This is a genomic window from Peribacillus sp. N1 (assembly GCF_054600815.1).
In genome coordinates this window covers 282,112-308,704 of the sequence record NZ_BAAHZO010000002.1, presented here as the reverse complement: position 1 = coordinate 308,704, position 26,593 = coordinate 282,112, and the positions used below count along the sequence as shown (strand labels likewise).

Genomic DNA, 26,593 nt, shown 5'->3' with positions numbered 1-26,593 from the left:
AGGAGGAAGAAGCATGGGAAAAACATTATATGGTGTTTTTAATACGGAAAGAGAACTAATCCAGGCTATACAATCCCTCAAGGGAAAGGGGGTCCATGAAGGAGAAATAACGGTAATGGCTGATAGGAAAGAAGATTTGGATTTCGTCAATGAAAAGCGTGATCCGGATGTCGAAGTCGTTACTAACTTAAATGAGGATTCCTTCATTGATAAGATGAAACATTTTTTCCTGAACGAGGGTTCTGAAGATATAAGGAACCGACTAGGTGAGTTAGGGCTTGCCGATAGTGAAGCCACTGCTTATATAAATGAAGTGGAGGCTGGAAAATTCCTGATTCTTTTAGATGAATCGAAAACCGTATCAGCACGAGAGAACATAACTTCCAACCACATCGAGGATACGGACGAACCTGCAGAGAATCCGCTTAAAACAGGAGTGGTGAACAATCCGGACCCTAACCTTTTTCCTGAAACAACAGCGAATGCCTATCAATCAGGAGAAGTGGAAGCACAGCCAGGAAGAAATGAAGAGCTTCACGGGAATTCAGCTAACATCTTTGAAAATGAAGAACTGGGTACGAAGCGAGCTCAAGAAAGGGAAATCTGGGGGAACTCCACGGAAAAATTCAAGAAGCAAAAACCAGGTAATCATGAAGGAACACTGGCAAGCGACCCTCATGCAGACCCGTTTTCTGCCGATACTGACAAAGCCCTCGATGCCCAAGGATCACTGGATCAGACTCTGAGCCCGAATGCGAGCGGACAGCAAGAGGAAGGCTTGCAAGAAGAATACATCAAAAATAGAATCAATACCGACAATCTGTAATACGCAAAAAGAACAGCCTGCACAAGGCTGTTCTTCAGTTTGTGGATAAAGAGGGTTTCGGAAAATATATCTTTCATCAAATTATGTTCCCGAAAAATCTGACCCAAAGCAACATCTTATATCCTCCGGTTTGATATAGTTGATTGGAGCGAGCGGGTGCCTGGAATGGAAATCAACGTCCAAGTTGTACAAGCCATAAAGAAATTGCAGGCAAACTCGATTCTTCATCTAGTTTGTCTACAGGCTTTTTTTTAAAAATCCTTTAGGCAAAGGGTTTTCCCGTTCATTAGTTGCGAATTTCCGCTATACTATTTGCTTGTTTAATGTTAAAGCCACAAGGTATAATGACTAAGGAATTTTATTTTTAGTAGAGTAACAAGGAGAGGGAGAAACATGGAAAAAAACGTATATGGTGTTTTTGACTCTAATCCGGAAATACTTGCTGCAATTCAAGACTTAAAAGCTAAAGGCATATCTGGCACCCAAATGACAGTGGCAGCTGATATAAAAAATCACGTGCAGCTTGGAAATGAACATACGGATATACTGATCATTGCCAATCAGGATAAGGAGGACACTCTTTTCTTGAAAATTTTCCATTACTTCACAGATGAAGGATCTGGAGATTTACGCAGCTTTTTCACGAAATATGGCTACTCTTTTGCTGAGACAAAAGCGATGCTTGAAGAAGTGAGCTCAAAAAAACTCATCTTGCTGCTTGATGAAGAAGTCTCCATCGAAAAACTTAAGGCTGGCGAAGCGAAATCAAAAAAATAACAGCCTGCTAAGGCTGTTATTTTTTTAATCCTGCTTCGAGGGCAGTGATCATTTCCTGTTTTTCCTGCTCGGATGAATTTTGCCAGATGACCTCGAATAATACTCCCAATCCAGGAAGCATTTTTTCCTCGCCATTTTGTATGGCATCGACAATCGTGTCTTCCAGCTGCTCTTGCGAATTTCCAGATACATTTTGGATGATCGCATTACGTAAGTTTAAATTCATAATTATTCCTCCTCTAACACATAATGACTGACATTAATAGCATTTCACAAACTCGCATGCAATATGTATGCGAATTGCGTTATAATAGGAAAATCAGTGTGAAGTTAAAGGAGCGTTTACCCTTGAAATATATCGAATCCGTAAAAAACCCGCAAGTTAAGCATTGGAAAAAACTTTTGACCAAAAAAGAACGCGATAAAACAGGTAAATATTTAATCGAGGGTTTTCACTTAGTTGAAGAAGCCTTAAAAGAAGAAATCGTCTTGGAAGTGATAATAAATGAAGAAACTGAAATGCCTGCCCATTTTAAGGTGGAAGGCACAGAACTCATTTATGTGAAAAATGATATTATGAAGGCGATATGCGATACCGAAGCCCCGCAGGGAATTGCCGCGGTTTGTGAACAGAAATCAACGAGCATGGCGTCCATCAATCCGGATAAGCTATTGTTGATCGATGCCGTTCAAGATCCGGGTAATATTGGAACGATGATCAGGACAGCGGATGCTGCTGGAATCGATGCGGTCATACTTGGCGAAGGGTGTGCCGACTTGTATAATCCCAAAGTGGTCCGTTCGACGCAAGGAAGCCTCTTTCATATGCCTGTCATTAAAGGGAACCTTTCCGAAATCATCGATGAGCTGAAGCAAGGTGGCACACCGGTTTATGGCACGGCATTAGAAGGCGCATCGCCATTTGAGGAAGTGGAAAAGTCTTCTCGTTTTGCCCTCCTGGTCGGTAATGAAGGCCAAGGGGTATCAAAGGAATTATTGGTGAAAACGACTAAAAACCTTTATATTCCCATCTACGGAAAAAGCGAATCATTGAATGTGGGTATTGCTGCCGGGATTTTAATGTACCATTTACGAAAATCGATTTGAAACGGCCGAAGAATTATAATATAATAAAACAGAATTTTATAATGAAACGACGATGACAAAGACTAGTAGCTTTAGTTAACCATATCCAGGGAGAAAATGCCTTGACTGAAAGCATTTTTATGGCACTGCTTAAGTGAATTCACCTTTCGAGTTGGCATTGGGAAGACAGGATGTCTGAAAAATGTTCCGGTGAAGAGCCGTTATTTTTAATGAAGTGAGTGCAGAAGTTTTTTTGTTTTGTGCACTAATAAGGGTGGTACCGCGATACATAAACCTCGTCCCTTTAGGGATCGGGGTTTTTTTGTGTTCATTTTTACAAAAGGAAAATAAAGGAGGAAGACATGATGCAGGAACGTTTACTAGAACTGCAGGAAGAAGCGTTGCAAAAAGTTGCCGCCGCTTCCGAATTAAAAGAACTGAATGAAGTCCGTGTTGCTTATTTAGGGAAAAAAGGGCCAATCACTGAGGTATTGCGCGGCATGGGTAAATTATCTGCCGAAGAACGCCCGAAAATCGGGGCACTTGCCAATGATGTACGGGAAGCGATCGCAACAAAGATCGAGGAGAAACAAAAAGCACTTGAAACTGCGGCAGTCAATGCAAAGCTAGCAACTGAAACGATTGACGTCACACTTCCAGGACGTCCGGTAAACAAGGGGAACCTTCATCCTTTAACGCGTGTCGTGGAAGAAATCGAAGACTTATTCATCGGTATGGGTTATACCGTCGCGGAAGGTCCTGAAGTTGAAAGCGACTATTACAACTTCGAGGCACTTAACTTGCCAAAAAGCCATCCGGCACGTGATATGCAGGATTCCTTCTACATCACGGATGAAATCCTGATGCGTACGCATACGTCACCTGTTCAAGCAAGAACGATGGAAAAACATAAAGGTCAAGGTCCTGTTAAAATCATTTGCCCAGGAAAAGTATACCGCCGTGATAACGATGATGCGACACACTCCCATCAATTCCAGCAAATTGAGGGCTTGGTCATCGATGAGAACATCAGCATGAGCGATCTGAAAGGAACACTAGACGTATTTGCGAAAAAAGTATTCGGGCAAGACCGTGAAATCCGTCTTCGCCCTAGTTTCTTCCCATTTACCGAGCCTTCCGTCGAAGTCGATATTTCTTGTAAAATCTGCGGCGGTAAAGGCTGCAGCGTTTGTAAACAAACAGGCTGGATCGAAGTGCTTGGCGGTGGAATCGTTCATCCGAACGTCCTTGAAATGGCTGGCTTCGATTCCAAGAAATACTCTGGATTCGCATTTGGAATCGGTGTGGAACGGATTGCCATGTTGAAGTACGGCGTGGACGATATCCGTCATTTCTATACGAATGATGTCCGATTCTTAAAACAATTCAACCATCACGAAGCATAAATTTTTTATTTTAAAAAGGAGGACCTACCATGTTTGTGTCATATAAATGGTTACAAGATTATGTTGACCTTTCAGGCATCAATGCGACGGAGCTAGCTGACAAAATCACGAAAAGCGGCATTGAGGTTGAAGGGGTAGAAAAGAAAAGTGAAGGGCTAAAAGGGGTCGTCATCGGGCATGTCCTAGAACGTGAACAGCATCCAAATGCGGATAAATTGAATAAATGCCAAGTTGATATCGGGGCTGAAAATCCCGTTCAGATCATCTGTGGAGCACCGAATGTCGATAAAGGCCAAAAAGTCGCAGTCGCTACTGTTGGCGCGGTCCTTCCAGGTAATTTCAAAATCAAGAAAGCGAAACTTCGCGGAGAGGAATCGCACGGGATGATTTGCTCGCTTCAGGAATTGGGCTTCGAATCCAAGCTCGTTTCCAAGGACTATGCTACAGGTATCTTCGTCTTTCCTAATGATGTGGAAGTAGGGAAAGATGCATTGGAGGAACTTGGTTTAAGTGATGAAGTGCTGGAACTTGGGCTGACTCCAAACCGTTCCGACGCTTTGAGCATGCTTGGTGTTGCGTACGAAGTGGGAGCCATTCTAGGCCGGGAAGTGAAATGGCCGGTTGTCGAGAAAGAAGAGGCACCTGAAAAAGCAACTGATTATATCAGTGTCAAAGTGGAAGCGAAAGAAGATAACCCGATATACATGGCTAAAATCATCAAGGATGTAAAGGTCGGCCCTTCACCGCTTTGGATGCAGACTAGGTTGATGTCTGCAGGTATCCGACCTCATAATAATGTCGTGGATATCACGAACTACATTTTACTTGAATACGGCCAACCGCTCCATGCCTTTGATTATGACCGCTTTGGTTCAAAGGAGATCGTCATCCGCAGAGCGAAGGATGCTGAAAAAATCGTAACATTGGATGAAACTGAACGCACTTTGACACCTGACCATTTAGTGATCACAAATGGCAGCGAGCCTGTTGCGATAGCTGGTGTGATGGGCGGAGCTGATTCCGAAGTTAAAAATGATACGACGAACATCATTATTGAAAGTGCATATTTTGCAGGTACAGTAGTTCGTAAAGCATCGAAGGACCATGGATTACGCAGTGAAGCCAGTGCCCGCTTTGAAAAAGGCGTCGACCCAGCACGTGTACGTGAAGCTGGAGAACGTGCTGCACAATTGATTGCGCAATATGCAGGCGGAACAGTCTTACAAGGAGCAGCAGAAGTTGACGAATTGACAATGGAACCTGCAGTCATTAGCATCACTCTTGAAAAAATCAACACACTTCTTGGCACAAGCATGACCGTATCAGTTGTGGAATCAATCTTCAAACGTCTGCAATTCGGCGTTGAACTTGACAATGAAACATTCACAATCACAGTCCCGACGCGCCGTGGTGATATTACGATTGAAGCTGATTTAGTCGAAGAGGCTGCACGTTTATATGGATATGATAACATTCCCGCTACACTTCCAATCGGCTCTGCTACCCCAGGCCAATTGACTGACTATCAAATTAAACGGCGGAAGGCACGCCGTACACTTGAAGGCGCAGGCCTTTATCAAGCGGTGACCTATTCACTGACAAGCCAGGAAAAAGCGTCCCAATTTGCATTGGAAGCAAGAGAATCCATACGATTAGCAATGCCAATGAGTGAAGAACGGAGCCAGCTGCGTTTAAGCATCGTGCCTCAATTGCTGGAAGTCGTGAAATATAACAATGCCCGCCAAATTGATTCACTGGCACTGTATGAAATCGGTTCGGTATTCTTTAAGCGTGACGAACAAGTGCTGCCTGAAGAAAAAGAACATATTGCTGGAGCAATCACAGGCCTATGGGAGTCACATCTATGGCAAGGTGAAAAGAAACCAGTGGATTTCTTTGTAGCCAAAGGCGTGATCGAAGCATTATTCGACACACTTGGATTAGCTGATCAAATCAGTTACCGCCAAGCGGAAATCAACGACATGCATCCAGGACGGACAGCGGAAGTACTATTGAATGGTGAAGTGATTGGCTTTATCGGCCAAGTGCACCCAACTGTCCAAAAAGACTTGGATATTAAAGAAACATACATTTTCGAACTTTCCTTAAAAGCATTGGCAGAAGCCGAAGTCGCGCCGATTGCTTATCAAACCATTCCGCGCTATCCATCAACCACACGCGATATCGCGCTCGTTGTGGATCAAGCTACGAAAGCCGGGGACATTCAGGGAATTATTGAAGAAGCCGGTGGCAAATTGCTGAAAGAAGTAAGCATCTTCGACTTATACGAAGGTGAAAGAATGGAGGAAGGCAAGAAATCCATTGCCTACTCACTGAAATACTTCGACCCGGAACGTACTCTAACGGACGAGGACATTACAAAAGCACATGATAAAGTGCTTGAAGCCGTTAAAGAAAAAGCTGGCGCAGAGCTAAGAGGATAAAACCAAAAAGACAGCTCCCTGAATCTTGGGGAGCTGTCTTTTAGGATTTTACGAGTAAATAGTGCAAATTCACGAGTAAATTGCGATAATTCACGAGTAAATGGCGCAAACTCACAGTAAAAAGCGCGAACTCATGAGAAAAAGGCGGCTTTTCCAAAAGATCAGCCGCTTTCTTCTATTTATGATATTTCTGTTGATATAGTCGCTTCGCTTTTTCTGTATTGGCGAAGTGGGTTTTCGTGAATTCGTTTAATGAATCGATTCCTTTTTCATGAATCAATCTTGCGGCCGCTTCATCGACTGCAAATCCGGCTCCTTTAGGGATTTTGAATCCGGCCTTTTCACTCAGCAAGTCAAAGCGTTTCACGAATGCATATCGGGCCAGGATGGATGCGGCTGCTACTCCAAGGTGTATGCCTTCCGCTTTTGTGCATAGATAGGTGGCGTTGGCTTGAAATAGTTCTTGCCCTTTAAGGTAATTGAAAAATACCTCTGGTTGGGCGAATTGATCAATAAGGACCGCTTCCGCTTGTTCCGGGTGGATTTTTTGCATGAGATTCTTGATTGCTTGGTTATGGAGGAGTGCCTTCATTTTTCCTTGTGACATTCCCTTTGCCTGGAGCGCATTATATTTCGGGTTGTCGCATGTGAGCAGGCTGAATGGCACTACATCCTTAATCTGTTTGGCGATTTCGATGATCTGTGGATCTTTGAGATTTTTGGAATCCTGGACACCAAGCTCCTTTAATAGGGCTAGTTGTTCCTTTTTTGCATATACGGCTACGACGGTGATCGGGCCGAAATAGTCTCCTGTTCCGACCTCATCGGATCCAATCACAGACATGGTTCCGATATTTGCAGGCGGCGAATATCGATGGACATTGACTGATGCAGAGGATGTCGTTTTTTTCTTTGGAGCAGCAGCAGTGGTGCCATTTTGCCATTTTACTGCTTCTAGCTCGGCATTTTTACCCTGAAAAAGCACCTTTCCAGATTTATAGGCGGTCACCGTACATAACGGCGGTTTGGCGGAAAAGATGCTCCCGGGCGGCAGCTTGGCGGCCAAGGATGAAGAATAGTGGGACTTCATAGCCTTTATTTGTTCAGGGCTGATAAGTAAAACAACATGGGACATAATGGGTAAGCTCCTAACTTCATTTTGTTTATTAGGTAATCCTCTTCCTAAAATTCGTTTTCGTTTGACAAATTATTGAAATTTTTATGCGAGAAATGACGATGTACTCTCTTTCATGACGAAAAACTTCGTGATATGATAGAATTAGGATTGTTTAGATTGGGGGCATCATTTTGTCAGACGATAAACGAAATAAAACAACAGTTGATATATACGGACAACCATATACAATCGTCGGCACAGAAAGCGCAAGTCATATGCGCCTGGTCGCTTCGATGGTTGACGAAAAAATGAGAGAGATCAGGATGAAAAATCCATACTTGGATACAAGTAAGCTAGCGGTGCTAACGGCCGTGAATACCATCCACGAATATATTAAATTAAAAGATGAATTAGACCAGCTTCAACTGGAATTAAAGAGAGAGAAGGACTGAGTACATGCTTGATTTAGCAATTCTGGCCATTCTTTTAATCGGTTTATTAATCGGTTTAAAGCGTGGCTTCATTTTACAAACGGTTCATATGACAGGGTTCATAGTAGCCTTCATCGTCGCCTATGTATTTTACGGAGATCTTGCTCCCAATTTGAAATTGTGGATTCCTTTTCCAACGATGGGAGATTCCTCGACCCTTAATATGTTTTTCGATACAGTCGGGCTTGATACGGCGTATTACAATGCAATTGCCTTTGCAATCATTTTCTTTGCTGCCAAGATTCTTTGGCAAATGATAGGATCCATGCTCAACTTCATTACCCATCTTCCGATATTAAAGCAGCTGAATCGCTGGGGTGGAGGGATATTGGGCTTTCTCGAAGTCTATCTTATCATGTTTATTATATTATATATAGCTGCCATGCTGCCAATGGATTCAATCCAGAAACCATTAACGGGCTCGTTTCTGGCAGAATCGATCGTGAAACATACGCCGTTCCTATCCGAGCAGGTGAAGGAACTTTGGTTTCATGATCTAAAACAATCTTAATGTCAGTATAAGTGGGCCTGCCTCCCTTTCTCAAAGTCCTGGATTCCTATACTTTGAACGGGGGAGGCCCCTTTTTATGTAGCAGCATGTAATTCCCCCTAAGTTAAGAATCGGACTGCTTGTACTTTACCTCCAAGAAAGGTATCTTTAAGAAAGTGAACATGGGAGACCCTACTAATTTTTCCGGCGGTGAATTAAATGACTATTAATAAAAAAGATATCATTAAATTATTAGAAAAAATTGCAATATATATGGAATTAAAAGGAGAGAACCCGTTCAAGGTTTCAGCTTTCCGAAAGGCAGCAGGCGCCTTGGAAACGGATGACCGGAGCCTGTCGGAGATCGAAGATTTTACCGCTTTAAATGGAATCGGGAAAGGAACGGCATCCGTCATCGAAGAGTATATAAATGAGGGGAAATCGACTGTACTTGAAGAGCTTCAGGAGCAGGTGCCAAAAGGATTGATTCCGCTCTTGCAGCTTCAAGGTTTGGGCGGGAAGAAAATTGCCAAGCTTCATAAAGAGCTGCATGTCAAAGATGTGAATGATCTTAAAATCGCCTGTGAAGAAGGCAGGGTCGCGGCGCTTGCCGGTTTCGGCAAAAAAACGGAAGAGAAGATCCTGTCTGCAATTGCCGAGGCGGGTTCAAGGCCCGATCGACTCCCCCTTGCCTTCATGAGGCCGATTGCGGCTGATATTGAAACGGCCCTTGCTAACATGGAATACATCATCCGTTCTTCCAGGGCCGGCAGCATCCGGCGCATGAGGGAAACGATCAAGGACCTAGATTTCATCATTTCGACAGATCATCCCGAAGAGGTTAAAAATCAACTGCTAGCAATAAAAGGGATAAAGCAGGTAATTGCGGCCGGTGATACAAAAGTATCGGTCGTGCTTGATTATGAATATGATATTTCTGTTGATTTCCGAATCGTTAAGGATAAGGAATTCATCACGACACTCCATCATTTTACAGGTTCGAAGGATCACAATGTGCGGATGCGCCAGCTTGCTAAAGATCGCGGAGAGAAAATCAGCGAATATGGGGTGGAAGTGACTGAAACCGGTGATGTATTGACGTTTGAAACGGAAGAACAATTTTATAACCATTTTGGCCTTCCTTTCATTCCGCCAGAAATACGTGAAGATGGAACGGAAGTCGAGCATTATGATGCTAATGAATCTCTCATATCTTTAGAGGCCATTAAAGGTGATCTGCATATGCATACCACATGGAGTGATGGGGCTCATACGATTGAAGAAATGATTGAAGCATGCCGTGCAAAAGGGTATCGATATATGGCCATCACCGATCATTCGCAATATCTGAAAGTGGCGAACGGCTTGACCGCGGAACGTTTACGAGAACAAAAACGAATCATCCATGAACTTAATGAAAAATACGCTGACTTTACCGTTCTTTCAGGGATTGAAATGGATATACTTCCTGATGGGACACTTGATTATGACGATGAGCTGCTTGCAGAGATGGATTTGGTGATCGCATCGATTCACTCAAGCTTTTCACAGCCGCGGGAAACGATCATGGAGCGCTTAAAAACGGCTCTGAATAATCCGCATGTAGATATCATCGCCCATCCAACGGGAAGGATCATTGGCAGACGCGCCGGATATGATGTGGATATAGAGATGCTGATCGAACTGGCTCGTGAAACGAATACCGCCTTGGAATTGAATGCGAATCCGAACCGATTGGATTTGGCACCTCCCCATCTGCGCAAGGCGCAAGAAGCGGGAGTTCCTATCATAATCAATACGGATGCCCACAGCATCGACATGCTTGAACATATGCCTGTTGGGGTCTCCTCAGCCAAAAAGGGCTGGATTAAAGAATCAACGGTTCTTAATGCAAGGGATACGGATGGATTATTGGCGTTTTTAAAGAGAAATGATTAACTATTTGCCCATAAATAAGGAGGAGCTTTAACTCCATGCATAAAAAAGCTTTAAAGACATTGGAATTTCATAAAATAAAAGAACAATTAATCTCACACGCATCCTCATCCATAGGAAAAGAGAAGGCAGAGCAATTAATGCCTTCCACGGATTTTGAAGAAGTGTCGAGATGGCAGGAAGAAACAGATGAGTCAGCCAAAATCGTCCGGTTGAAAGGTAACTTGCCATTGGGCGGGATTTTCGATATCCGTCCACATGCAAAAAGGGCACAGATTGGCGGAATGCTCTCACCGATGGAACTGATGGAACTTGCGAGTACGATTCGTGCCGGCAGGATCCTCAGCCGTTTTTTCGAAGAACTCGCAGAGCAGGAAATTGATGTTCCGCTATTAGCTGAATATATCGATTCCCTTCATCCGTTGATAGATTTGCAACAGGAAATTACGTTTGCAGTAAGCGAACATGGCGAAGTGATGGATTCTGCCAGCGACAAGCTTCGTACCCTAAGAAACCAAATTCGGACGAACGAAAGTCGCGTCAGGGAAAAACTAGAAAGTATGATCCGTTCTTCAAATGCATCAACAATGTTATCCGATGCCATCATCACCATCCGGAATGATCGATTCGTCATCCCGGTAAAACAGGAATACCGCAGTGTATATGGCGGGATCATTCATGATCAATCATCATCAGGGCAGACGTTGTTCATTGAACCGCAAGCAATTGTTCAACTGAATAATGCCCTGCAGGAAACCCGTGTGAAGGAAACGCAGGAAATAGAACGGATATTGGTTGAACTATCGGAAAAAGTCGGTGCGTTCACCCCTGAATTGCTTCATAATGTCAAAGTGCTTGCACAAATCGATTTCCTTGTTGCCAAGGCAAAATATGCAAAAGCGATAAAAGGATCCAAGCCGATTCTGAATAATGAGGGACGCGTGAAATTATTCAAAGCGAAACATCCGCTCATTCCGAGTGATGTTGTCGTAGCCAATGATATTTTTCTTGGTGATGAATTTACGACAATCGTCATCACCGGTCCGAATACAGGAGGGAAGACGGTTACCCTGAAAACGATAGGCCTCTGTACGTTAATGGCCCAGTCGGGTCTGCAAATCCCTGCGCTGGATGGTTCCGAAACGGCTGTGTTTTCTTCTGTTTATGCCGATATTGGCGATGAACAGTCGATTGAACAAAGCTTAAGTACATTCTCTTCGCATATGGTCAACATTGTCGATATCCTTAAGCATGTCGATTATGACAGCCTTGTTTTATTCGATGAGCTTGGAGCGGGAACAGATCCACAGGAAGGTGCCGCTTTGGCGATTTCCATTTTGGATGAAGTGTATAAGCGCGGAGCACGTGTAATTGCAACGACACATTACCCGGAATTAAAAGCGTATGGATATGATCGGGAAGGCGTCATTAATGCAAGCGTCGAATTTAATGTGGAAACCTTGAGTCCCACCTACAAACTTTTGATCGGTGTACCAGGGCGGAGTAATGCTTTTGAAATTTCCAAGCGTCTTGGTTTGGAAGAAAGCGTGATAAGCAGCGCCCGCAGTCATATTGGTGAGGACACGAATAAAGTTGAAAATATGATAGCATCCCTTGAGGACAGCCGCAAGAAGGCTGAAGAAGAGGAGCTGGAAGCCAAGAATCACCTGAAAGAGGCGGAAATTCTTCATAAAGACCTTCAAAGGCAAATTGATGAGTACCATGAAGAACGGGATGCGATGGTCGAAAAGGCAGCAAAACAGGCAGCAGCAATCGTTGAAAATGCACAAAAGGAAGCGGAAGCGATCATTGCCGATTTACGTAAACTGCGACTGGAAAAGCATGCCGATGTTAAAGAGCATGAACTGATCGATGCCAAAAAGCGGCTTGAAGAAGCAGCGCCTAAAGTGAAAAAAACGTCAAATAAAGCTGCTAAGCCGCTGGATAAAAGCTTGAAACCTGGAGATGAAGTTAAGGTAGTAAGCTTTGGTCAAAAAGGTCACTTGATTGAGAAGGTCTCAAATAATGAATGGCAGGTTCAGATCGGCATCATGAAGATGAAGGTGAAGGAGTCTGACCTGGAATTCATCAAGAGCACAAAAGTAAAAGAAACAAAGCCGCTTACCACAATCAAAGGCCGCGATTATCATGTTAGCGTGGAACTTGACCTCCGTGGAGAACGCTTTGAAAATGCAATTTCAAGAGTGGAAAAGTACATTGATGATGCTCTTTTGGCCGGTTATTCGAGTGTTTCCATCATTCATGGTAAAGGAACGGGCGCTCTTCGGTCCGGAGTCCAGGAATACTTGAAAAATCACCGCTCTGTCAATAGGATTCGCTTCGGGGAAGCCGGTGAAGGCGGAACAGGTGTTACGGTGGTGGAATTTAAATAAAGGAAAGCGGTCACTCCGGCTATTTAGCCAAGCCGGGTGGCTAGTTACCATTCGGGAGTTGGACCATGGAGAACATGTGGGAAAATGAATATGTATATATAGCTGCTCGTTACAGTGTCGTTATTTTGTGCATGATTGTTTTTTTAGCCATTTTTGAACTTGTCACAAAGTACAAGAACTGGGAGGAAATCAAACAGGGAAACCTTTCTGTCGCATTGGCAACAGGTGGTAAAATATTTGGGATCGCCTATGTATTCCAACAGTCCATTCTCCATCAGAATTCGCTTCTTACCATGATTGGCTGGGGCGTATACGGATTTGTCCTGCTGTTAATCGGGTATTTCATTTTTGAATTTATGACTCCTGGATTTAAAATAGATGAAGAAATACAAAAAGATAATCGGGCAGTTGGATTCCTATCGATGATCATATCAATCGCATTATCTTTTGTCATCGGCGCCGGAATTTCTTAATGCCCTTCATGAGAGGGAGTAAGCTGTGGAGAAACTTGCAAAAGTATTAATTGTTTGTTGCGGTATCTTTTTTCTGTTTGGAATCATTTATATGACATTCTTCAATTGAAGCGGCCATTGTGCCGCTTCTTTTATTTGAACTCTTACAAAAGTTAGAAATAACATTGGTCAAATAGACTTTACGGCAAAGGAAGAGAAATATGGCTCACTCCAAATTGATACAAAAGATTGAAGCATTATCGCTTAATGCTTTACCGTGCATGCAAACTTATATGAGATGAAACCTTCACTAGAATTGAAGGTAAACTGGTTCTACCCTAATTTGTCTACAGTCTGTAAGGAGTGGATCCACTCCTTTTTTTTCTCTCTTTTAATGTATTTCGTTCCCTGTGGTTGGCATAGGATATATACTGGTCTGCTTCTCATCATAAGGTCTTTATACTCTGAAATTCGGCAATTGTAAGAAAATCCCGATTGTATTATAATGATTAAGAGTATTGAGAATATTCAGAAGGAGGGGGCAAATGAGCAATAAGCCATGGCAAGCTATTTATCCGGAACAGATACCCGCTGTTTTGTCGTACGAAGATAAACCTCTTTATTCTTTTTTGAAGGAATCAGCTGAAGAATTCCCTGATAAAGTATCGATTCATTTCCAGGGAAAAGAATTAACTTTCCGGGAAGTGCATGAATCGGCTTTAAAGTTTGCAGCCTATTTAAAAAGTATCGGTCTTCAAAAAGGTGAACGCGTTGCCGTCATGCTTCCAAACTGCCCTCAGGGTGTCATAAGCTTTTTTGGGATTTTGATGGCCGGCGGAGTCGTGGTTCAAACGAATCCAACCTATACGGAACGTGAATTAGAATATCAAATGAAAGATTCCGGAGCGAAAATAATTTTAGCGATGGATATTTTATTTCCCCGTGTCACAGCAGTGGCATCAAGAACGGATATAGAACATATAATTGTAACCGCTATCAAGGAATATTTACCATTCCCGAAAAATCTTATCTATCCTTTTATCCAAAAAAAGCAATACGGCATTGTCATCAATGTGGAGCATGAAGGGAATCATCATTTATTTTCCGAAATCATGAAACGAAAGATCACTGAAGAAGTCACAGTGCCAATCGATGTGGATAATGACCTTGCGCTTTTGCAATATACAGGTGGGACAACAGGCTTTCCCAAAGGGGTCATGCTTACCCATAAGAACATGCTGGCAAATACGAAAATGTGCAATGCATGGCTTTATAAAAATAAGCGTGGTGAGGAAAGGATCCTTGCGATTCTGCCTTTCTTCCATGTATACGGTATGACTACAGTTTTGGTTTTATCCGTCATGGAAGGGAACACCATGATCATCATGCCAAAATTTGATGTCGAAGCGACGCTTAAAACCATTCAAAAACAGAAACCGACCATGTTTCCAGGAGCACCCACGATGTATATTGGCCTCTTGAACCATCCGGATATCGCCAAATATGACCTTTCTTCCATCAATGCCTGTATAAGCGGTTCTGCATCATTGCCCTTAGAGGTCCAGGAGCAGTTTGAGAAAATTACTGGCGGAAAGCTTGTTGAAGGCTATGGGCTTTCAGAAACCTCACCGGTGACACATGCTAATTTCATTTGGGATCAGCCGCGTGTAAAAGGAAGCGTTGGACTGCCTTGGCCAGATACCGACTCGGTGATTCTGTCCCTGGAAAACTTTGAAGAGCTTCCTCCGAATGAAATTGGAGAGATTGCAATAAAAGGACCACAGGTGATGCAAGGATATTGGAATCGTCCGGATGAAACGGAAAAAACCTTTAAAAATGGCTGGCTGCTTACTGGCGATCTGGGTTACATGGATGAGCAGGGGTTCTTTTATGTAGTCGAGAGGAAAAAGGATACAATCATTGCAGGCGGTTTCAATATATATCCACGTGAGGTGGAAGAGGTGCTATACGAGCATGAGGCCATACAGGAAGTGGTTGTGGCAGGTATCCCTGACCCATATCGCGGGGAAACCGTCAAGGCCTATGTCGTACTGAAAAAAAATGCGAGGGTCACAGAAGAGGAATTGAATGAATTTGCCAGAAAGAACCTGGCTTCCTATAAGGTGCCGCGCAGCTATGAATTCAGGAATGAACTTCCAAAAACGACGATAGGAAAAATCCTGAGAAGGGTCCTAATCGAGGAGGAAAAGAAAAAAATATCCGAGGAAAGAAAAGAAGCTTAAACATGCACCCCCTTTTAACGGAGCAGCGGAAGAGAGCTCCGTGTTTTGCAAAACGGCTGGACAACCTATGGATGGGGACTGTACAATGAACAGAAGTGGAATGTCAGGCCCCTTAGAAGTTTTGCTTGACAGTAAAGGGTCATCATTTTATGATAGAAATATGAATGATGGTTCATTCATTTTCTGAAAGGGGACATCCAGTGAAAAGCAACAGACCTAAGTATAATCAAATTATTGATGCGGCCGTTATCGTCATTGCCCAAAACGGTTACTATCAAGCCCAAGTATCCAAAATCGCCAAGCAGGCAGGGGTAGCGGATGGCACCATATATCTTTATTTTAAAAATAAAGAAGATATCCTAATATCATTATTCCATGAAAAGATGGGCTATTTTGTGGAACAGATCGAAGAAGAGCTAAAAGGAAAGACCACTGCTTCGGATAAACTGCATGTGCTCATCCAAAAACATTTTAAAAACCTTTCAGAAGACGTGAATTTAGCAATTGTCACTCAGTTGGAATTAAGACAGTCGAATAAAGAATTGCGCCTAAGAATTAATGATGTGTTAAGAGGGTATTTAAATTTAATCGATCAAATCATTATAGAAGGAAAAGAAAACGGCGAATTCCTGCCTGATTTAAATAATTTACTTGCCAGGCAGATGATTTTTGGAACGATTGACGAAACAGTGACGACCTGGGTCATGAACGAGCAAAAGTATTCGCTCCCAGACCTTGCACCTGATGTTCACCGCCTTCTGATTGGCGGCTGTGGCCTGAAAAGTTAACGATTTAAATAGAGGATGGCGAGCCATCCTCGAAAGAATCGGTTAATTCTGCTTCCAGCTTTATCGGGAAGTGATACATATTTAATTTTCGAAAAAGTTTGACTAGTATGCCTGGAGGGATTGAAATGGAATATCTTAAGCTTTCAGTCGAAAATCATGTGGCTTTTATAACGATTGATCATGCACCTGCAAATGCACTTTCTTCGGCTATCATCGGAGAGCTGTCACAGGCCTTCGACCAAATTGAGAATGATGACGCCGTACGGGTTGTCCTTCTTCATGGTGAAGGAAGATTCTTCTCTGCAGGAGCAGACATTAAGGAGTTTACGGAAGTGAAAGACGGGAAAGCTTTCGAGAAGCTGACCAAGAACGGGCAATCTGTTTTTGAGAAAATCGAATCTTTCCCAAAACCGGTCATTGCAGCCATCCATGGAGCGGCCCTTGGCGGAGGATTGGAGCTGGCCATGGCCTGTCACATCCGTTTGGTAACCGAAAGGGCTAAACTGGGTTTGCCTGAGCTGCAGTTGGGCTTAATCCCTGGATTTGCTGGGACCCAACGTCTTCCTCGTTATGTGGGCATGGCAAAGGCAGCTGAAATGCTGTTTACAAGTGAACCGATTTCAGGTACCCAAGCTGTACAATGCGGATTGGCGAATCATGCCTTCACGGATGAAGAATTGATTCCGAAAGCTAAAGAACTAGCCAATAAAATTGCCAAGAAAAGCCCGCTTGCTTTAAAGTCGGCCATAGAGTTATTAAATTATTCCAAGCATGATGCCTACCATAAAGGTGTGGAAAGGGAAGCAGCCCTCTTTGGCCAAGCTTTCGATACTGCTGATGCACAAGAAGGAATCGGCGCTTTCATTGAAAAAAGGGAAGCTGTATTCACAGGGAAATGATGATTCGAGTATAAATAACTATTTTTATATATCATGCAGGATTTTGATGAAATCTGTAGAATACAATACTATATATCAATAAAATTCATAATCTTCAAAACTCAAATCATTCGGGAGGTATTATCGTGAACATTTATGTACTGCTGAAAAGAACATTTGATACAGAAGAAAAAATTACTCTATCCAACGGGAAAATTAATGAGGATGGAGCAGAATTCATCATTAATCCATACGATGAGTATGCAGTTGAAGAAGCAATCCAGGTGCGTGATGCACAAGGCGGCGAAGTAACGGTTATTTCCGTCGGAACCGAAGAGGCTGAAAAGCAATTACGTACGGCGCTGGCAATGGGTGCTGACAAAGCCGTATTGATAAATATAGAAGACGATATTGAAAATGGCGACCAATTCACGACTGCCAAAATTATAGGCGAATACTTAAAAGATAAAAATGCCGATTTAATCATTGCAGGGAACGTTGCAATTGATGGCGGTTCTGGTCAAGTGGGACCACGCGTGGCCGAAATTTTAGAAATTCCTTATATTACTACCATTACTAAGCTGGACATCGAAAATGGAAATGTAAGCGTTATCCGTGATGTCGAAGGGGACTCTGAAACGATCGAAGCATCCCTTCCGTTGTTGGTAACGGCTCAGCAAGGGCTAAACGAACCACGTTATCCATCATTGCCGGGAATCATGAAAGCGAAGAAAAAACCGCTTGAAGAATTGGAATTGGATGACCTGGATTTGGAAGAAGAAGATGTTGAGGCAAAAACAAAAACGATTGAAATTTACCTTCCTGCTAAAAAAGAAGCTGGAAAAGTATTAAACGGCGAAATCGGTGATCAAGTAAGCGAACTTGTTCAATTATTACGAAGCGAAGCAAAAGTGATTTAATCGAAACGGTACTTTTTCAAAATAACAACACACGACAAAAAGATAAAATAGTGCACAGGAGGTTTTTATAAATGGCTAGAAAGTTTCTTGTATTGGGCGAAGTTCGTGACGGTTCACTGAGAAATGTATCATTTGAAGCTATCGGTGCGGCTAAACTTGCTGCAGATGGCGGGGAAATAGTAGGTGTCTTGGTTGGTGACAGTGTTCAAAATTTCGGAAATGAATTGATCCAGTATGGGGCAGACCGGGTTGTTGCAGTCGAAAATGATCAATTGAAACAATATACTTCAGATGGTTATGCGCAAAGCTTGCTTGCCGTCATCGAACAGGAAAAACCAGAAGGAATATTCTTTGGACATACGGCCCTAGGAAAAGACCTTGCACCAAAATTGGCTGGAAAGCTTGAATCAGGATTGATCTCTGACGTTACATCCATTGAAGAAGAAGGCGGAAATATCGTTTTCACCCGTCCGATCTATTCCGGTAAGGCATTTGAAAAGAAAATTGTAACAGATGGCGTGATATTCGCGACAATCCGTCCGAACAATATCGAACCATTAGCGAAAGATGAGTCCCGCTCTGGTGATGTTTCTACATTAAGTGTGGATATCAAGGATCTACGTACAATCATTAAAGATGTTGTAAGAAAAGCCAGTGAAGGGGTCGACCTTTCAGAAGCGAAAGTAATCATCGCTGGTGGCCGCGGCGTGAAAAGTGAAGATGGTTTTGAACCATTAAAGGAACTGGCACAAGTTCTTGGCGGAGCGGTAGGAGCTTCCCGCGGAGCATGTGATGCGGATTATTGCGATTACTCTCTGCAAATCGGGCAAACGGGTAAAGTCGTAACACCTGACCTTTATATCGCCTGCGGAATTTCCGGTGCGATCCAGCATTTAGCTGGGATGTCCAACTCCAAGGTTATCGTTGCGATCAATAAAGACCCGGAAGCTAACATATTCAATGTGGCGGATTATGGAATTGTCGGAGACCTTTTCGAAGTCGTTCCGTTACTAACGGAAGAATTCAAAAAACTTAAAGTTAACGCGTAATAGAAATAATACAGATGAGGGGCAAGACATTTGGCATAAGCCGATACATGTCTTGCCCCTTTATTTGGCCTGCATATTTACTCTTTTTTTGGACATCCTACCACTGAAGCAAAATATTAGCATCGATTCGAGCAACAATGATATACTGTCTTTAGTTATTTGAGTAAATTTGAGGAGGAAATATATATGGCAATTATAAATGCAACTGACCAAACGTTCACAACAGATACTAGCGAAGGTGTCGTTCTTGTAGATTTTTGGGCTCCATGGTGCGGACCTTGTAAAATGATCGCTCCTGTTCTTCAAGAGCTTGATACTGAAATTGGCGATACAGCAAAAATCGTAAAAGTGGATGTGGATGAAAACCAAGAAACAGCTGGAAAATTTGGTGTGATGAGCATCCCGACATTAATCGTGCTTAAAGACGGTGAAGTGGTTGATAAGGTTGTTGGTTTCCAACCTAAAGAAGCACTTGCTGAACTTATTTCAAAACACGCGTAATAGTAGGTTAGCTAAAAAAAGCTTCAAGTCTGCGGACTTGAAGCTTTTTTCGCTATCTTGATATATAATAATTGTAAAAAAGGGAGAACAGGAGGCTGAATGCATGAATCAACAAATAAAGAATAAACTTGCCCTTCTTCCCGATCAACCTGGTTGTTATTTAATGAAAGATCGTCAGGGAACGATCATCTATGTAGGCAAAGCGAAAGTGTTGAAAAATCGTGTCCGTTCTTATTTCACGGGATCTCATGACGGAAAAACATTCCGGCTCGTGAATGAAATTGAGGATTTCGAATATATTGTCACCTCTTCCAATATCGAGGCTCTTATTTTAGAGTTGAACTTAATCAAAAAACATGACCCAAAATATAATGTCATGCTGAAGGATGATAAGACGTATCCCTTCATAAAGCTGACTGCGGAACGCCACCCACGTCTAATCATTACGCGAAAAGTCAAAAAAGACAAAGGTAAATATTTCGGTCCTTATCCGAATGCATTTGCAGCTAACGAAACGAAAAAATTGCTCGACCGCATCTATCCCCTAAGAAAATGCAATACTTTACCTGATCGCGTTTGTCTCTACTATCACCTTGGCCAGTGCCTGGCCCCATGTGTATATGATGTAGAGGAACAGGAATATAAAAAAATGGTGGATGATATCAACAGGTTCTTGAACGGCGGGCATACTGAAATAAAAAAAGAACTGACTGAAAAAATGCTGGAGGCATCGGAAGATCTCGATTTCGAGAGGGCCAAGGAGTTCCGTGACAAAATTGCCCATATCGATATTACGATGGAGAAGCAGAAAATGATGACGACAGATTTCATCGACAGGGATGTATTTGGTTTTGCTTATGATAAAGGCTGGATGTGCGTTCAGGTATTTTTTGTCCGGCAGGGTAAATTAATAGAAAGGGATGTTTCACTTTTTCCGGTCTACGATGAACCCGAACAGGAACTTCTTACATTCCTCGGTCAGTTTTACGAGATTACGAACCACTTTAAACCAAAGGAAATCTTGCTGCCTGAATCAGTGGATGCCGAAATGGCCGAAGGGCTGCTTGGTGTCAAAACGATTCACCCGAAACGGGGAGCGAAAAAAGACATGCTTAAATTGGCGAATAAAAATGCCTCCATCGCGCTTCAGGAAAAATTCTCTTTGATTGAAAGGGATGAAGAAAGAACGATCAATGCGGTGGAAAACCTCGGGAAGCAACTGGGTATCTACACCCCGCATCGAATTGAAGCTTTCGATAACTCCAACATCCAGGGAAGTGACCCAGTTTCCGCTTTAGTCGTGTTCATTGATGGAAAGCCGGAAAAAAGGGAGTACCGCAAATATAAGATCAAGACGGTCCAAGGGCCTGATGATTATGAATCGATGCGTGAAGTGGTCAGAAGAAGGTATTCACGGGTATTGAAAGAAGGGCTGCCGCTTCCGGACTTGATCATCATTGATGGCGGAAAGGGACATGTGGAAGCCGTTCGGGATATTCTGGAAAATGAATTGGGCCTTGATATTCCACTTTCAGGCCTCATTAAGGATGAAAAGCATAGGACCTCGCAATTGATGATCGGAAATCCGCTTGAAATCGTACCTCTTGATTCACGGAGCCAGGAATTTTACCTATTGCAAAGAATTCAGGATGAAGTCCATCGGTTCGCGATTACATTCCATCGCCAGCTACGCGGGAAAAATGCAGTTCACTCCCAGCTTGATGATATTCCAGGAGTCGGGGAAAAGCGAAGGAAGCAATTATTAAGGCATTTTGGATCATTGAAGAAAATCAAAGAGGCAACCGCCGAGGAAATCATGGAAGCTGGCATGCCAAAAGGGGTAGCAGAGGGAATCGTTAGAAAATTACAAGAATAATCTTGCTACCGATAAATCTCTATGCTATGATTAAAAAGAATTTTTAACTAGACAACTTAAAAGTGCTGATAGAGGTGCGGAATTCAAGAGTAAAAACCTGGAGAAGTATGAGCTTCCATGAAAGGTTTTGAAAGGGGATGACGCCGAAGGAAGACAAGACTCATACCTTGTTTTCCTGGTCCGACATTTAATAAATGTCGGATTGTCAGGGTTTATATCCTGGAGAGCTATCTCACTGTGTTTACAGTATTTAGATATGTGATCACAGCAATGAGATATTTCTCATTGCTTTTTTTATTGCCTAAAAAGGTAGAGAGGGTGCATGAGGATGGCATTAATCGTTCAAAAATTTGGCGGAACATCCGTCGGAAGCGTAGAAAAAATCAAAAATGTTGCCAATCGGGTAATCGAGGAAGCGCAGAATGGAAATGAGGTAGTCGTCGTTGTTTCAGCCATGGGGAAAACCACGGATCAATTGGTTTCCATGGCCCGGGATATTTCCGGAACCCCGAGCAAGAGGGAAATGGATATGCTATTGACTACGGGGGAACAGGTAACGATTTCCCTGTTAACGATGGCATTGATTGAAGAAGGTCATGAAGCCATTTCGTATACTGGCTGGCAGGCTGGCATGCAAACGGAATCCGTTCATGGGAATGCCCGGATTTTAAACATCGATGCCACGAGGATCCAAGCTCAGCTTCAGGATAAGAAAATAGTGGTCGTGGCTGGTTTCCAGGGGAACGATGCAAATGGGGAAATCACTACCTTAGGGCGAGGCGGTTCCGATACGACAGCGGTTGCCATCGCTGCAGCGCTGAATGCGGATAGATGCGATATTTATACGGATGTAACGGGTGTTTTCACAACGGACCCTCGCTACATAAAAGGCGCACGAAAACTCCAATCGATTTCTTATGATGAAATGCTGGAACTTGCCAACTTGGGGGCGGGCGTCCTTCATCCAAGGGCTGTCGAATATGCAAAAAATTATCAAATACCGCTTGAAGTCCGTTCAAGCATGGAGAGAGAATCAGGAACGATCATTGAGGAGGAAGCAACTATGGAAGAAAACTTAATTGTACGCGGGATTGCTTTTGAAGACAGTATTACGAGGGTCACAATATATGGTTTGCCCCAATCACTTGGTGCATTATCCACAATCTTCACAACACTTGCGAAAAACCGGATTAATGTGGACATCATCATTCAAAGCATGACTGCCGAGGATACGACCAATCTATCTTTTTCCACAAAAAGTGAAGATACGGAAGCGGCCTTGATCGTGCTGGAAAATAATAAAGAACAATTGGGATTCGACCGAGTCGAAACGGAGAGCGGATTGGCAAAAGTATCCATCGTCGGTTCTGGTATGGTATCCAATCCGGGAGTGGCTGCCGAGATGTTTGAAGTGATGGCCAATACAGGCATCCAGGTGAAAATGGTCAGCACATCGGAAATTAAAGTTTCGACTGTCGTCAATGAAAAGGAAATGGTGAAGGCGGTTGAATCTCTTCATGAAGCATTTAAACTAGGTCAGCATGCAAATGTGCTAGCTTAAGTGTCAGGAGTCCAATAAAAAACAGACTTCCGGTAAAAAGGGTAAGTCTGTTTTAAGGGCTTATTAGATTGGATCTCTGGGATCCCATTGGATGGTGAATATCACTTTTTTTGCGCGGCGTTTAATTTCTTCCGTTGATTCGCTGAGGAATTTTTTTTGCAGTGTAAACTGCTCGGCAAGGAAACCGGCTTCAAGTTGGAAGTGACAATCAGGGTGTAAATCCAGGCGGCGGCTGATTATTTCACCCGTCAGGGATAATTCCATCTCGTGTTTCGTATATTTCAAGATTTCCAGATTGCCCCATCCAGCGCTTTGGAAAAATTCAATCACTTCCTGATCGCCATTCAATGGGAATTTTCTTGCTAATTGTTTACCTGCCCAATAGAGGATTTGATTAGAGTCTTTTCCGAGAATATCGTTCAATAGAACTTCTCTGATTAATTCGTATCCGAAAGCTGGAACCAGGAATTCTTCAGTTTGAATTTCTTCAGTTTGAATCTCTTCTTCTATCGCAGCAGCAATATTTTTTTTCATAATTTATCGCCTCTTTCTGTAAATCTATTATAAACGTATTTCTTTTGCAAATTATACTGTTTTTTATTTATTTAAATAACAATTGGAAAAAAATGAGAAATTATATCGAGATATTAATAGTTAAATTAGAAATTTATTCAAAATATCATCTTGACATACAAAAAATAGCTAATTTAATCCAATAAAATCTATTCTGAAAAAGAGATTTCTTGTATCCGTTTTCTTGACGCATATAGAAGTCAGGAGTAAAATGGACATGTCACATAATTGTAAAGGAAGTATAGAGGAGTTTTTTTGACTCTATACTGTATTTTCACGCGGAGATAAAAGGTAGCCACCAGTTTATCTTTGCATGATTTTTCACAAATTAAGGGGGGGCACTTAGTGGCAAAAAATCGTGAGTTTGGGAATCGCAGGCTTCATTCACTTCTAGGAGTAATTCCAATTGGTCTATTCCTAATTTTTCATTTATCGGTAAACTTTATGGCAACAAAAGGAGAAGAGACTTTTAATGGGGCAGTTCATTTAATTGAGTATACGCCCGTGAAGATTCTGGTAGAATGGGTCGTCATCTATCTACCGCTCATTTTCCATGCTGTGTACGGAATTTATATTGCCTTTACAGCAAAAAACAATTTAGGCAGATTTAGTTTCTTCCGTAACTGGATGTTCATGCTACAACGTCTAACTGGAATCATAACGTTGATTTTCCTTGTTTGGCATATATGGGCAACTAGAATTCAAGCAGCTATGGGTGCTGAAGTTAACTTTGACATGATGGCTGAAATTTTCTCTAGTCCATTTATGATTGTGTTCTATATTGTTGGTATTATCTCGGCAATCTTCCACTTTGCTAATGGATTATGGTCATTTGCAGTTAGCTGGGGTCTTACAGTTTCACCAAGATCGCAAAGAATCATGACTTACTTTACATTGATCGTTTTCGTTCTTCTTTCTTATATCGGAATCAGCGCAATTTTCGCTTTCGTATAAGAAGATAGAGTTCATTTATAAGAATTAGGAAAAACATAGCTTGGCTAATGGAAATAAGGGAGTGACAGAATTGGGTAAAGGTAAAATAGTTATCGTTGGTGGAGGTCTAGCTGGATTAATGGCTACGATCAAAGCAGCAGAGCTGGGACAACAGGTTGATTTATTTTCTTTAGTGCCTGTTAAACGCTCTCACTCAGTTTGTGCCCAAGGCGGAATCAACGGGGCAGTAAATACAAAAGGTGAAGGGGATTCTCCATATATCCACTTCGACGATACAGTTTATGGCGGAGATTTCTTGGCTAACCAACCGCCGGTTAAAGCGATGTGCGAAGCAGCACCATCGATCATCCATATGTTTGACCGTATGGGTGTTATGTTCAACCGTACTCCGGAAGGTCTTCTTGATTTCCGTCGTTTCGGTGGTACTCAACATAGCCGTACAGCATTCGCTGGTGCAACAACTGGTCAGCAATTACTTTACGCATTGGACGAGCAGGTTCGCCGTTATGAAGTTGAAGGCCTTGTAACGAAATATGAAGGCTGGGAATTCCTTGGAGCTGTAATCGATGATGAGCAAACAGCACGCGGTATCGTAGCTCAAAACCTGACTTCAATGGAAATCAAATCATTCCCTGGAGACGCAGTCATCATGGCGAGCGGCGGCCCTGGAATCATTTTCGGTAAATCAACTAACTCAATGATCAATACAGGTTCAGCAGCTTCCATCGTTTATCAACAAGGTGTAAATTATGCAAATGGTGAGTTCATTCAAATTCACCCGACAGCAATCCCTGGAGATGACAAACTTCGTCTAATGAGTGAATCCGCTCGTGGTGAAGGTGGACGTATCTGGACATATAAAGACGGAAAACCTTGGTATTTCCTTGAAGAAAAATACCCTGCTTATGGTAATCTAGTACCTCGTGATATCGCGACTCGTGAAATCTTCGACGTCTGCATGAACATGAAGCTTGGCATTAATGGAGAAAACATGGTTTACCTGGATCTATCACATAAAGATCCGAAATTACTTGATATTAAACTTGGCGGAATCATTGAAATCTACGAGAAATTCATGGGTGAAGATCCTCGTAAAGTTCCAATGAAAATTTTCCCTGCCGTTCACTATTCTATGGGCGGACTTTGGGTGGATTATGACCAAATGACTAACATCAAAGGTTTATTCGCTGCAGGTGAGTGTGATTACTCACAACATGGCGGTAACCGTCTTGGTGCTAACTCACTTCTTTCTGCAATCTATGGTGGTTCAGTCGCTGGACCGAACGCCGTTAAATATATTGAAGGCCTTGATAAAACTTCAGAATCCATTCCTTCTTCATTGTATGAAGGGTACGAAAAACAAGAACAAGAGAAATGGAATGAAGTCATGTCTCTTGATGGTAACGAAAATGCGTACGTCCTTCACAAAGAACTTGGTGAGTGGATGACACAGCATGTTACTGTAGTTCGTTACAATGACAAGCTGAAAGAAACGGATAACAAGATTCTTGAACTGATGGAACGTTACAAGAAAATTAACATCAATGACACGGCTAAATGGAGTAACCAAGGAGCTGCATTCACTAGACAGCTGCAAAACATGATGCAATTGGCTCGTGTAATCACAATTGGTGCGTTAAACCGTGACGAAAGCCGCGGAGCGCATTACAAACCTGATTTCCCAGAACGTAATGATGAGGAATTCATGAAAACTACTATGGCAACATTCAAAGGCTTGGATCAAGCACCTGAATTCCATTATGAAGATATTGATGTATCACTGATCGCACCGCGTAAACGTGACTACACTACGAAACACTAAAGAGGGGGAGC

The 26,593-nt window shown here is 42.6% G+C and carries 23 protein-coding genes, 1 riboswitch and 1 other annotated feature; of the genes, 20 read left to right on the top strand and 3 right to left on the bottom strand.

Annotated features, from left to right (window positions below; translation table 11 throughout):
- Positions 1-13 precede the first annotated feature (13 nt).
- Positions 14-826, top strand: a complete 813-nt coding sequence (locus tag ACYP5M_RS09930) for a YflT domain-containing protein (protein ID WP_459734995.1) — start codon at positions 14-16, stop codon at positions 824-826.
- Between the two features lie 393 nt (positions 827-1,219).
- Positions 1,220-1,603: a general stress protein gene (locus tag ACYP5M_RS09925; protein WP_101222856.1), complete on the top strand. Its 384-nt coding sequence runs from the start codon at positions 1,220-1,222 to the stop codon at positions 1,601-1,603.
- A gap of 16 nt (positions 1,604-1,619) precedes the next feature.
- Here ACYP5M_RS09925 and sspI read toward each other — a convergent pair whose 3' ends face one another.
- Positions 1,620-1,829, bottom strand: coding sequence for a small acid-soluble spore protein SspI (gene sspI, locus ACYP5M_RS09920; protein ID WP_057911488.1), 210 nt, complete (start codon positions 1,827-1,829; stop codon positions 1,620-1,622).
- 122 nt (positions 1,830-1,951) lie between these two features.
- Here sspI and ACYP5M_RS09915 point away from each other — a divergent pair, with 122 nt between their 5' ends.
- The 3 genes from ACYP5M_RS09915 to pheT all read left to right on the top strand — a co-directional run bounded on the left by ACYP5M_RS09915 (position 1,952) and on the right by pheT (position 6,539).
- Positions 1,952-2,710, top strand: a complete 759-nt coding sequence (locus tag ACYP5M_RS09915) for a TrmH family RNA methyltransferase (protein WP_101222854.1) — start codon at positions 1,952-1,954, stop codon at positions 2,708-2,710.
- A gap of 43 nt (positions 2,711-2,753) precedes the next feature.
- Positions 2,754-2,996: a binding site (T-box leader), on the top strand.
- Positions 2,997-3,054: 58 nt separating this feature from the next.
- On the top strand, positions 3,055-4,095 hold the full coding sequence (gene pheS, locus ACYP5M_RS09910) for a phenylalanine--tRNA ligase subunit alpha (protein ID WP_098370018.1): 1,041 nt from the start codon (positions 3,055-3,057) through the stop codon (positions 4,093-4,095).
- A 29-nt stretch (positions 4,096-4,124) separates the two neighbouring features.
- The gene (gene pheT / locus ACYP5M_RS09905; protein WP_459734994.1) at positions 4,125-6,539 is read left to right on the top strand and encodes a phenylalanine--tRNA ligase subunit beta; all 2,415 of its coding nucleotides are present in this window, start codon (positions 4,125-4,127) and stop codon (positions 6,537-6,539) included.
- 175 nt (positions 6,540-6,714) lie between these two features.
- On the opposite strand, the gene rnhC is transcribed toward pheT, so the two are convergent.
- Positions 6,715-7,674: a ribonuclease HIII gene (gene rnhC, locus ACYP5M_RS09900; RefSeq protein WP_230176771.1), complete on the bottom strand. Its 960-nt coding sequence runs from the start codon at positions 7,672-7,674 to the stop codon at positions 6,715-6,717.
- A 173-nt stretch (positions 7,675-7,847) separates the two neighbouring features.
- On the opposite strand from rnhC, the gene zapA reads away from it, so the two are divergent.
- From zapA to ACYP5M_RS09835, 13 genes are all read left to right on the top strand, one after another.
- Positions 7,848-8,108 carry a cell division protein ZapA gene (zapA, locus tag ACYP5M_RS09895; protein WP_048678967.1) on the top strand — a complete coding sequence of 87 codons (261 nt, stop codon included), beginning with the start codon at positions 7,848-7,850 and terminating at the stop codon, positions 8,106-8,108.
- A gap of 4 nt (positions 8,109-8,112) precedes the next feature.
- A complete protein-coding gene (locus tag ACYP5M_RS09890) occupies positions 8,113-8,658 on the top strand; it encodes a CvpA family protein (protein ID WP_101222851.1) in 546 nt (181 codons plus the stop codon).
- A gap of 198 nt (positions 8,659-8,856) precedes the next feature.
- Complete coding sequence (gene polX, locus ACYP5M_RS09885; protein WP_459734993.1) at positions 8,857-10,575, top strand: DNA polymerase/3'-5' exonuclease PolX; 1,719 nt, start codon at positions 8,857-8,859, stop codon at positions 10,573-10,575.
- Positions 10,576-10,610: 35 nt separating this feature from the next.
- Positions 10,611-12,965, top strand: coding sequence for an endonuclease MutS2 (locus ACYP5M_RS09880; protein WP_459734992.1), 2,355 nt, complete (start codon positions 10,611-10,613; stop codon positions 12,963-12,965).
- A 65-nt stretch (positions 12,966-13,030) separates the two neighbouring features.
- Positions 13,031-13,438 (top strand): DUF350 domain-containing protein, encoded by a 408-nt coding sequence (locus ACYP5M_RS09875; protein ID WP_034309012.1) that lies wholly within the window; start codon positions 13,031-13,033, stop codon positions 13,436-13,438.
- A 524-nt stretch (positions 13,439-13,962) separates the two neighbouring features.
- Positions 13,963-15,660: a long-chain-fatty-acid--CoA ligase gene (locus ACYP5M_RS09870; protein WP_427571795.1), complete on the top strand. Its 1,698-nt coding sequence runs from the start codon at positions 13,963-13,965 to the stop codon at positions 15,658-15,660.
- Positions 15,661-15,860: 200 nt separating this feature from the next.
- On the top strand, positions 15,861-16,448 hold the full coding sequence (locus ACYP5M_RS09865; RefSeq protein ID WP_101222845.1) for a TetR/AcrR family transcriptional regulator: 588 nt from the start codon (positions 15,861-15,863) through the stop codon (positions 16,446-16,448).
- A 125-nt stretch (positions 16,449-16,573) separates the two neighbouring features.
- Entirely contained in the window at positions 16,574-17,347 is a 774-nt protein-coding gene (locus ACYP5M_RS09860; protein ID WP_427571797.1) for an enoyl-CoA hydratase, read from the top strand.
- A gap of 125 nt (positions 17,348-17,472) precedes the next feature.
- Positions 17,473-18,246 (top strand): electron transfer flavoprotein subunit beta/FixA family protein, encoded by a 774-nt coding sequence (locus tag ACYP5M_RS09855; RefSeq protein WP_101222842.1) that lies wholly within the window; start codon positions 17,473-17,475, stop codon positions 18,244-18,246.
- A 71-nt stretch (positions 18,247-18,317) separates the two neighbouring features.
- On the top strand, positions 18,318-19,295 hold the full coding sequence (locus tag ACYP5M_RS09850) for an electron transfer flavoprotein subunit alpha/FixB family protein (RefSeq protein WP_098370029.1): 978 nt from the start codon (positions 18,318-18,320) through the stop codon (positions 19,293-19,295).
- 186 nt (positions 19,296-19,481) lie between these two features.
- Positions 19,482-19,796, top strand: coding sequence for a thioredoxin (gene trxA, locus ACYP5M_RS09845; protein ID WP_101222840.1), 315 nt, complete (start codon positions 19,482-19,484; stop codon positions 19,794-19,796).
- Positions 19,797-19,899: 103 nt separating this feature from the next.
- Positions 19,900-21,672: an excinuclease ABC subunit UvrC gene (gene uvrC / locus ACYP5M_RS09840; RefSeq protein ID WP_230176777.1), complete on the top strand. Its 1,773-nt coding sequence runs from the start codon at positions 19,900-19,902 to the stop codon at positions 21,670-21,672.
- Between the two features lie 61 nt (positions 21,673-21,733).
- A riboswitch (Lysine riboswitch) is annotated at positions 21,734-21,910 on the top strand.
- A 90-nt stretch (positions 21,911-22,000) separates the two neighbouring features.
- Entirely contained in the window at positions 22,001-23,233 is a 1,233-nt protein-coding gene (locus tag ACYP5M_RS09835) for an aspartate kinase (RefSeq protein WP_434167514.1), read from the top strand.
- Positions 23,234-23,296: 63 nt separating this feature from the next.
- Here ACYP5M_RS09835 and ACYP5M_RS09830 read toward each other — a convergent pair whose 3' ends face one another.
- Positions 23,297-23,767 carry a YslB family protein gene (locus ACYP5M_RS09830; protein ID WP_101222837.1) on the bottom strand — a complete coding sequence of 157 codons (471 nt, stop codon included), beginning with the start codon at positions 23,765-23,767 and terminating at the stop codon, positions 23,297-23,299.
- Between the two features lie 384 nt (positions 23,768-24,151).
- Here ACYP5M_RS09830 and ACYP5M_RS09825 point away from each other — a divergent pair, with 384 nt between their 5' ends.
- Complete coding sequence (locus ACYP5M_RS09825) at positions 24,152-24,760, top strand: succinate dehydrogenase cytochrome b558 subunit (protein WP_034308986.1); 609 nt, start codon at positions 24,152-24,154, stop codon at positions 24,758-24,760.
- Positions 24,761-24,830: 70 nt separating this feature from the next.
- Positions 24,831-26,582: a succinate dehydrogenase flavoprotein subunit gene (gene sdhA / locus ACYP5M_RS09820; RefSeq protein ID WP_095390769.1), complete on the top strand. Its 1,752-nt coding sequence runs from the start codon at positions 24,831-24,833 to the stop codon at positions 26,580-26,582.
- Positions 26,583-26,593 lie beyond the last annotated feature (11 nt).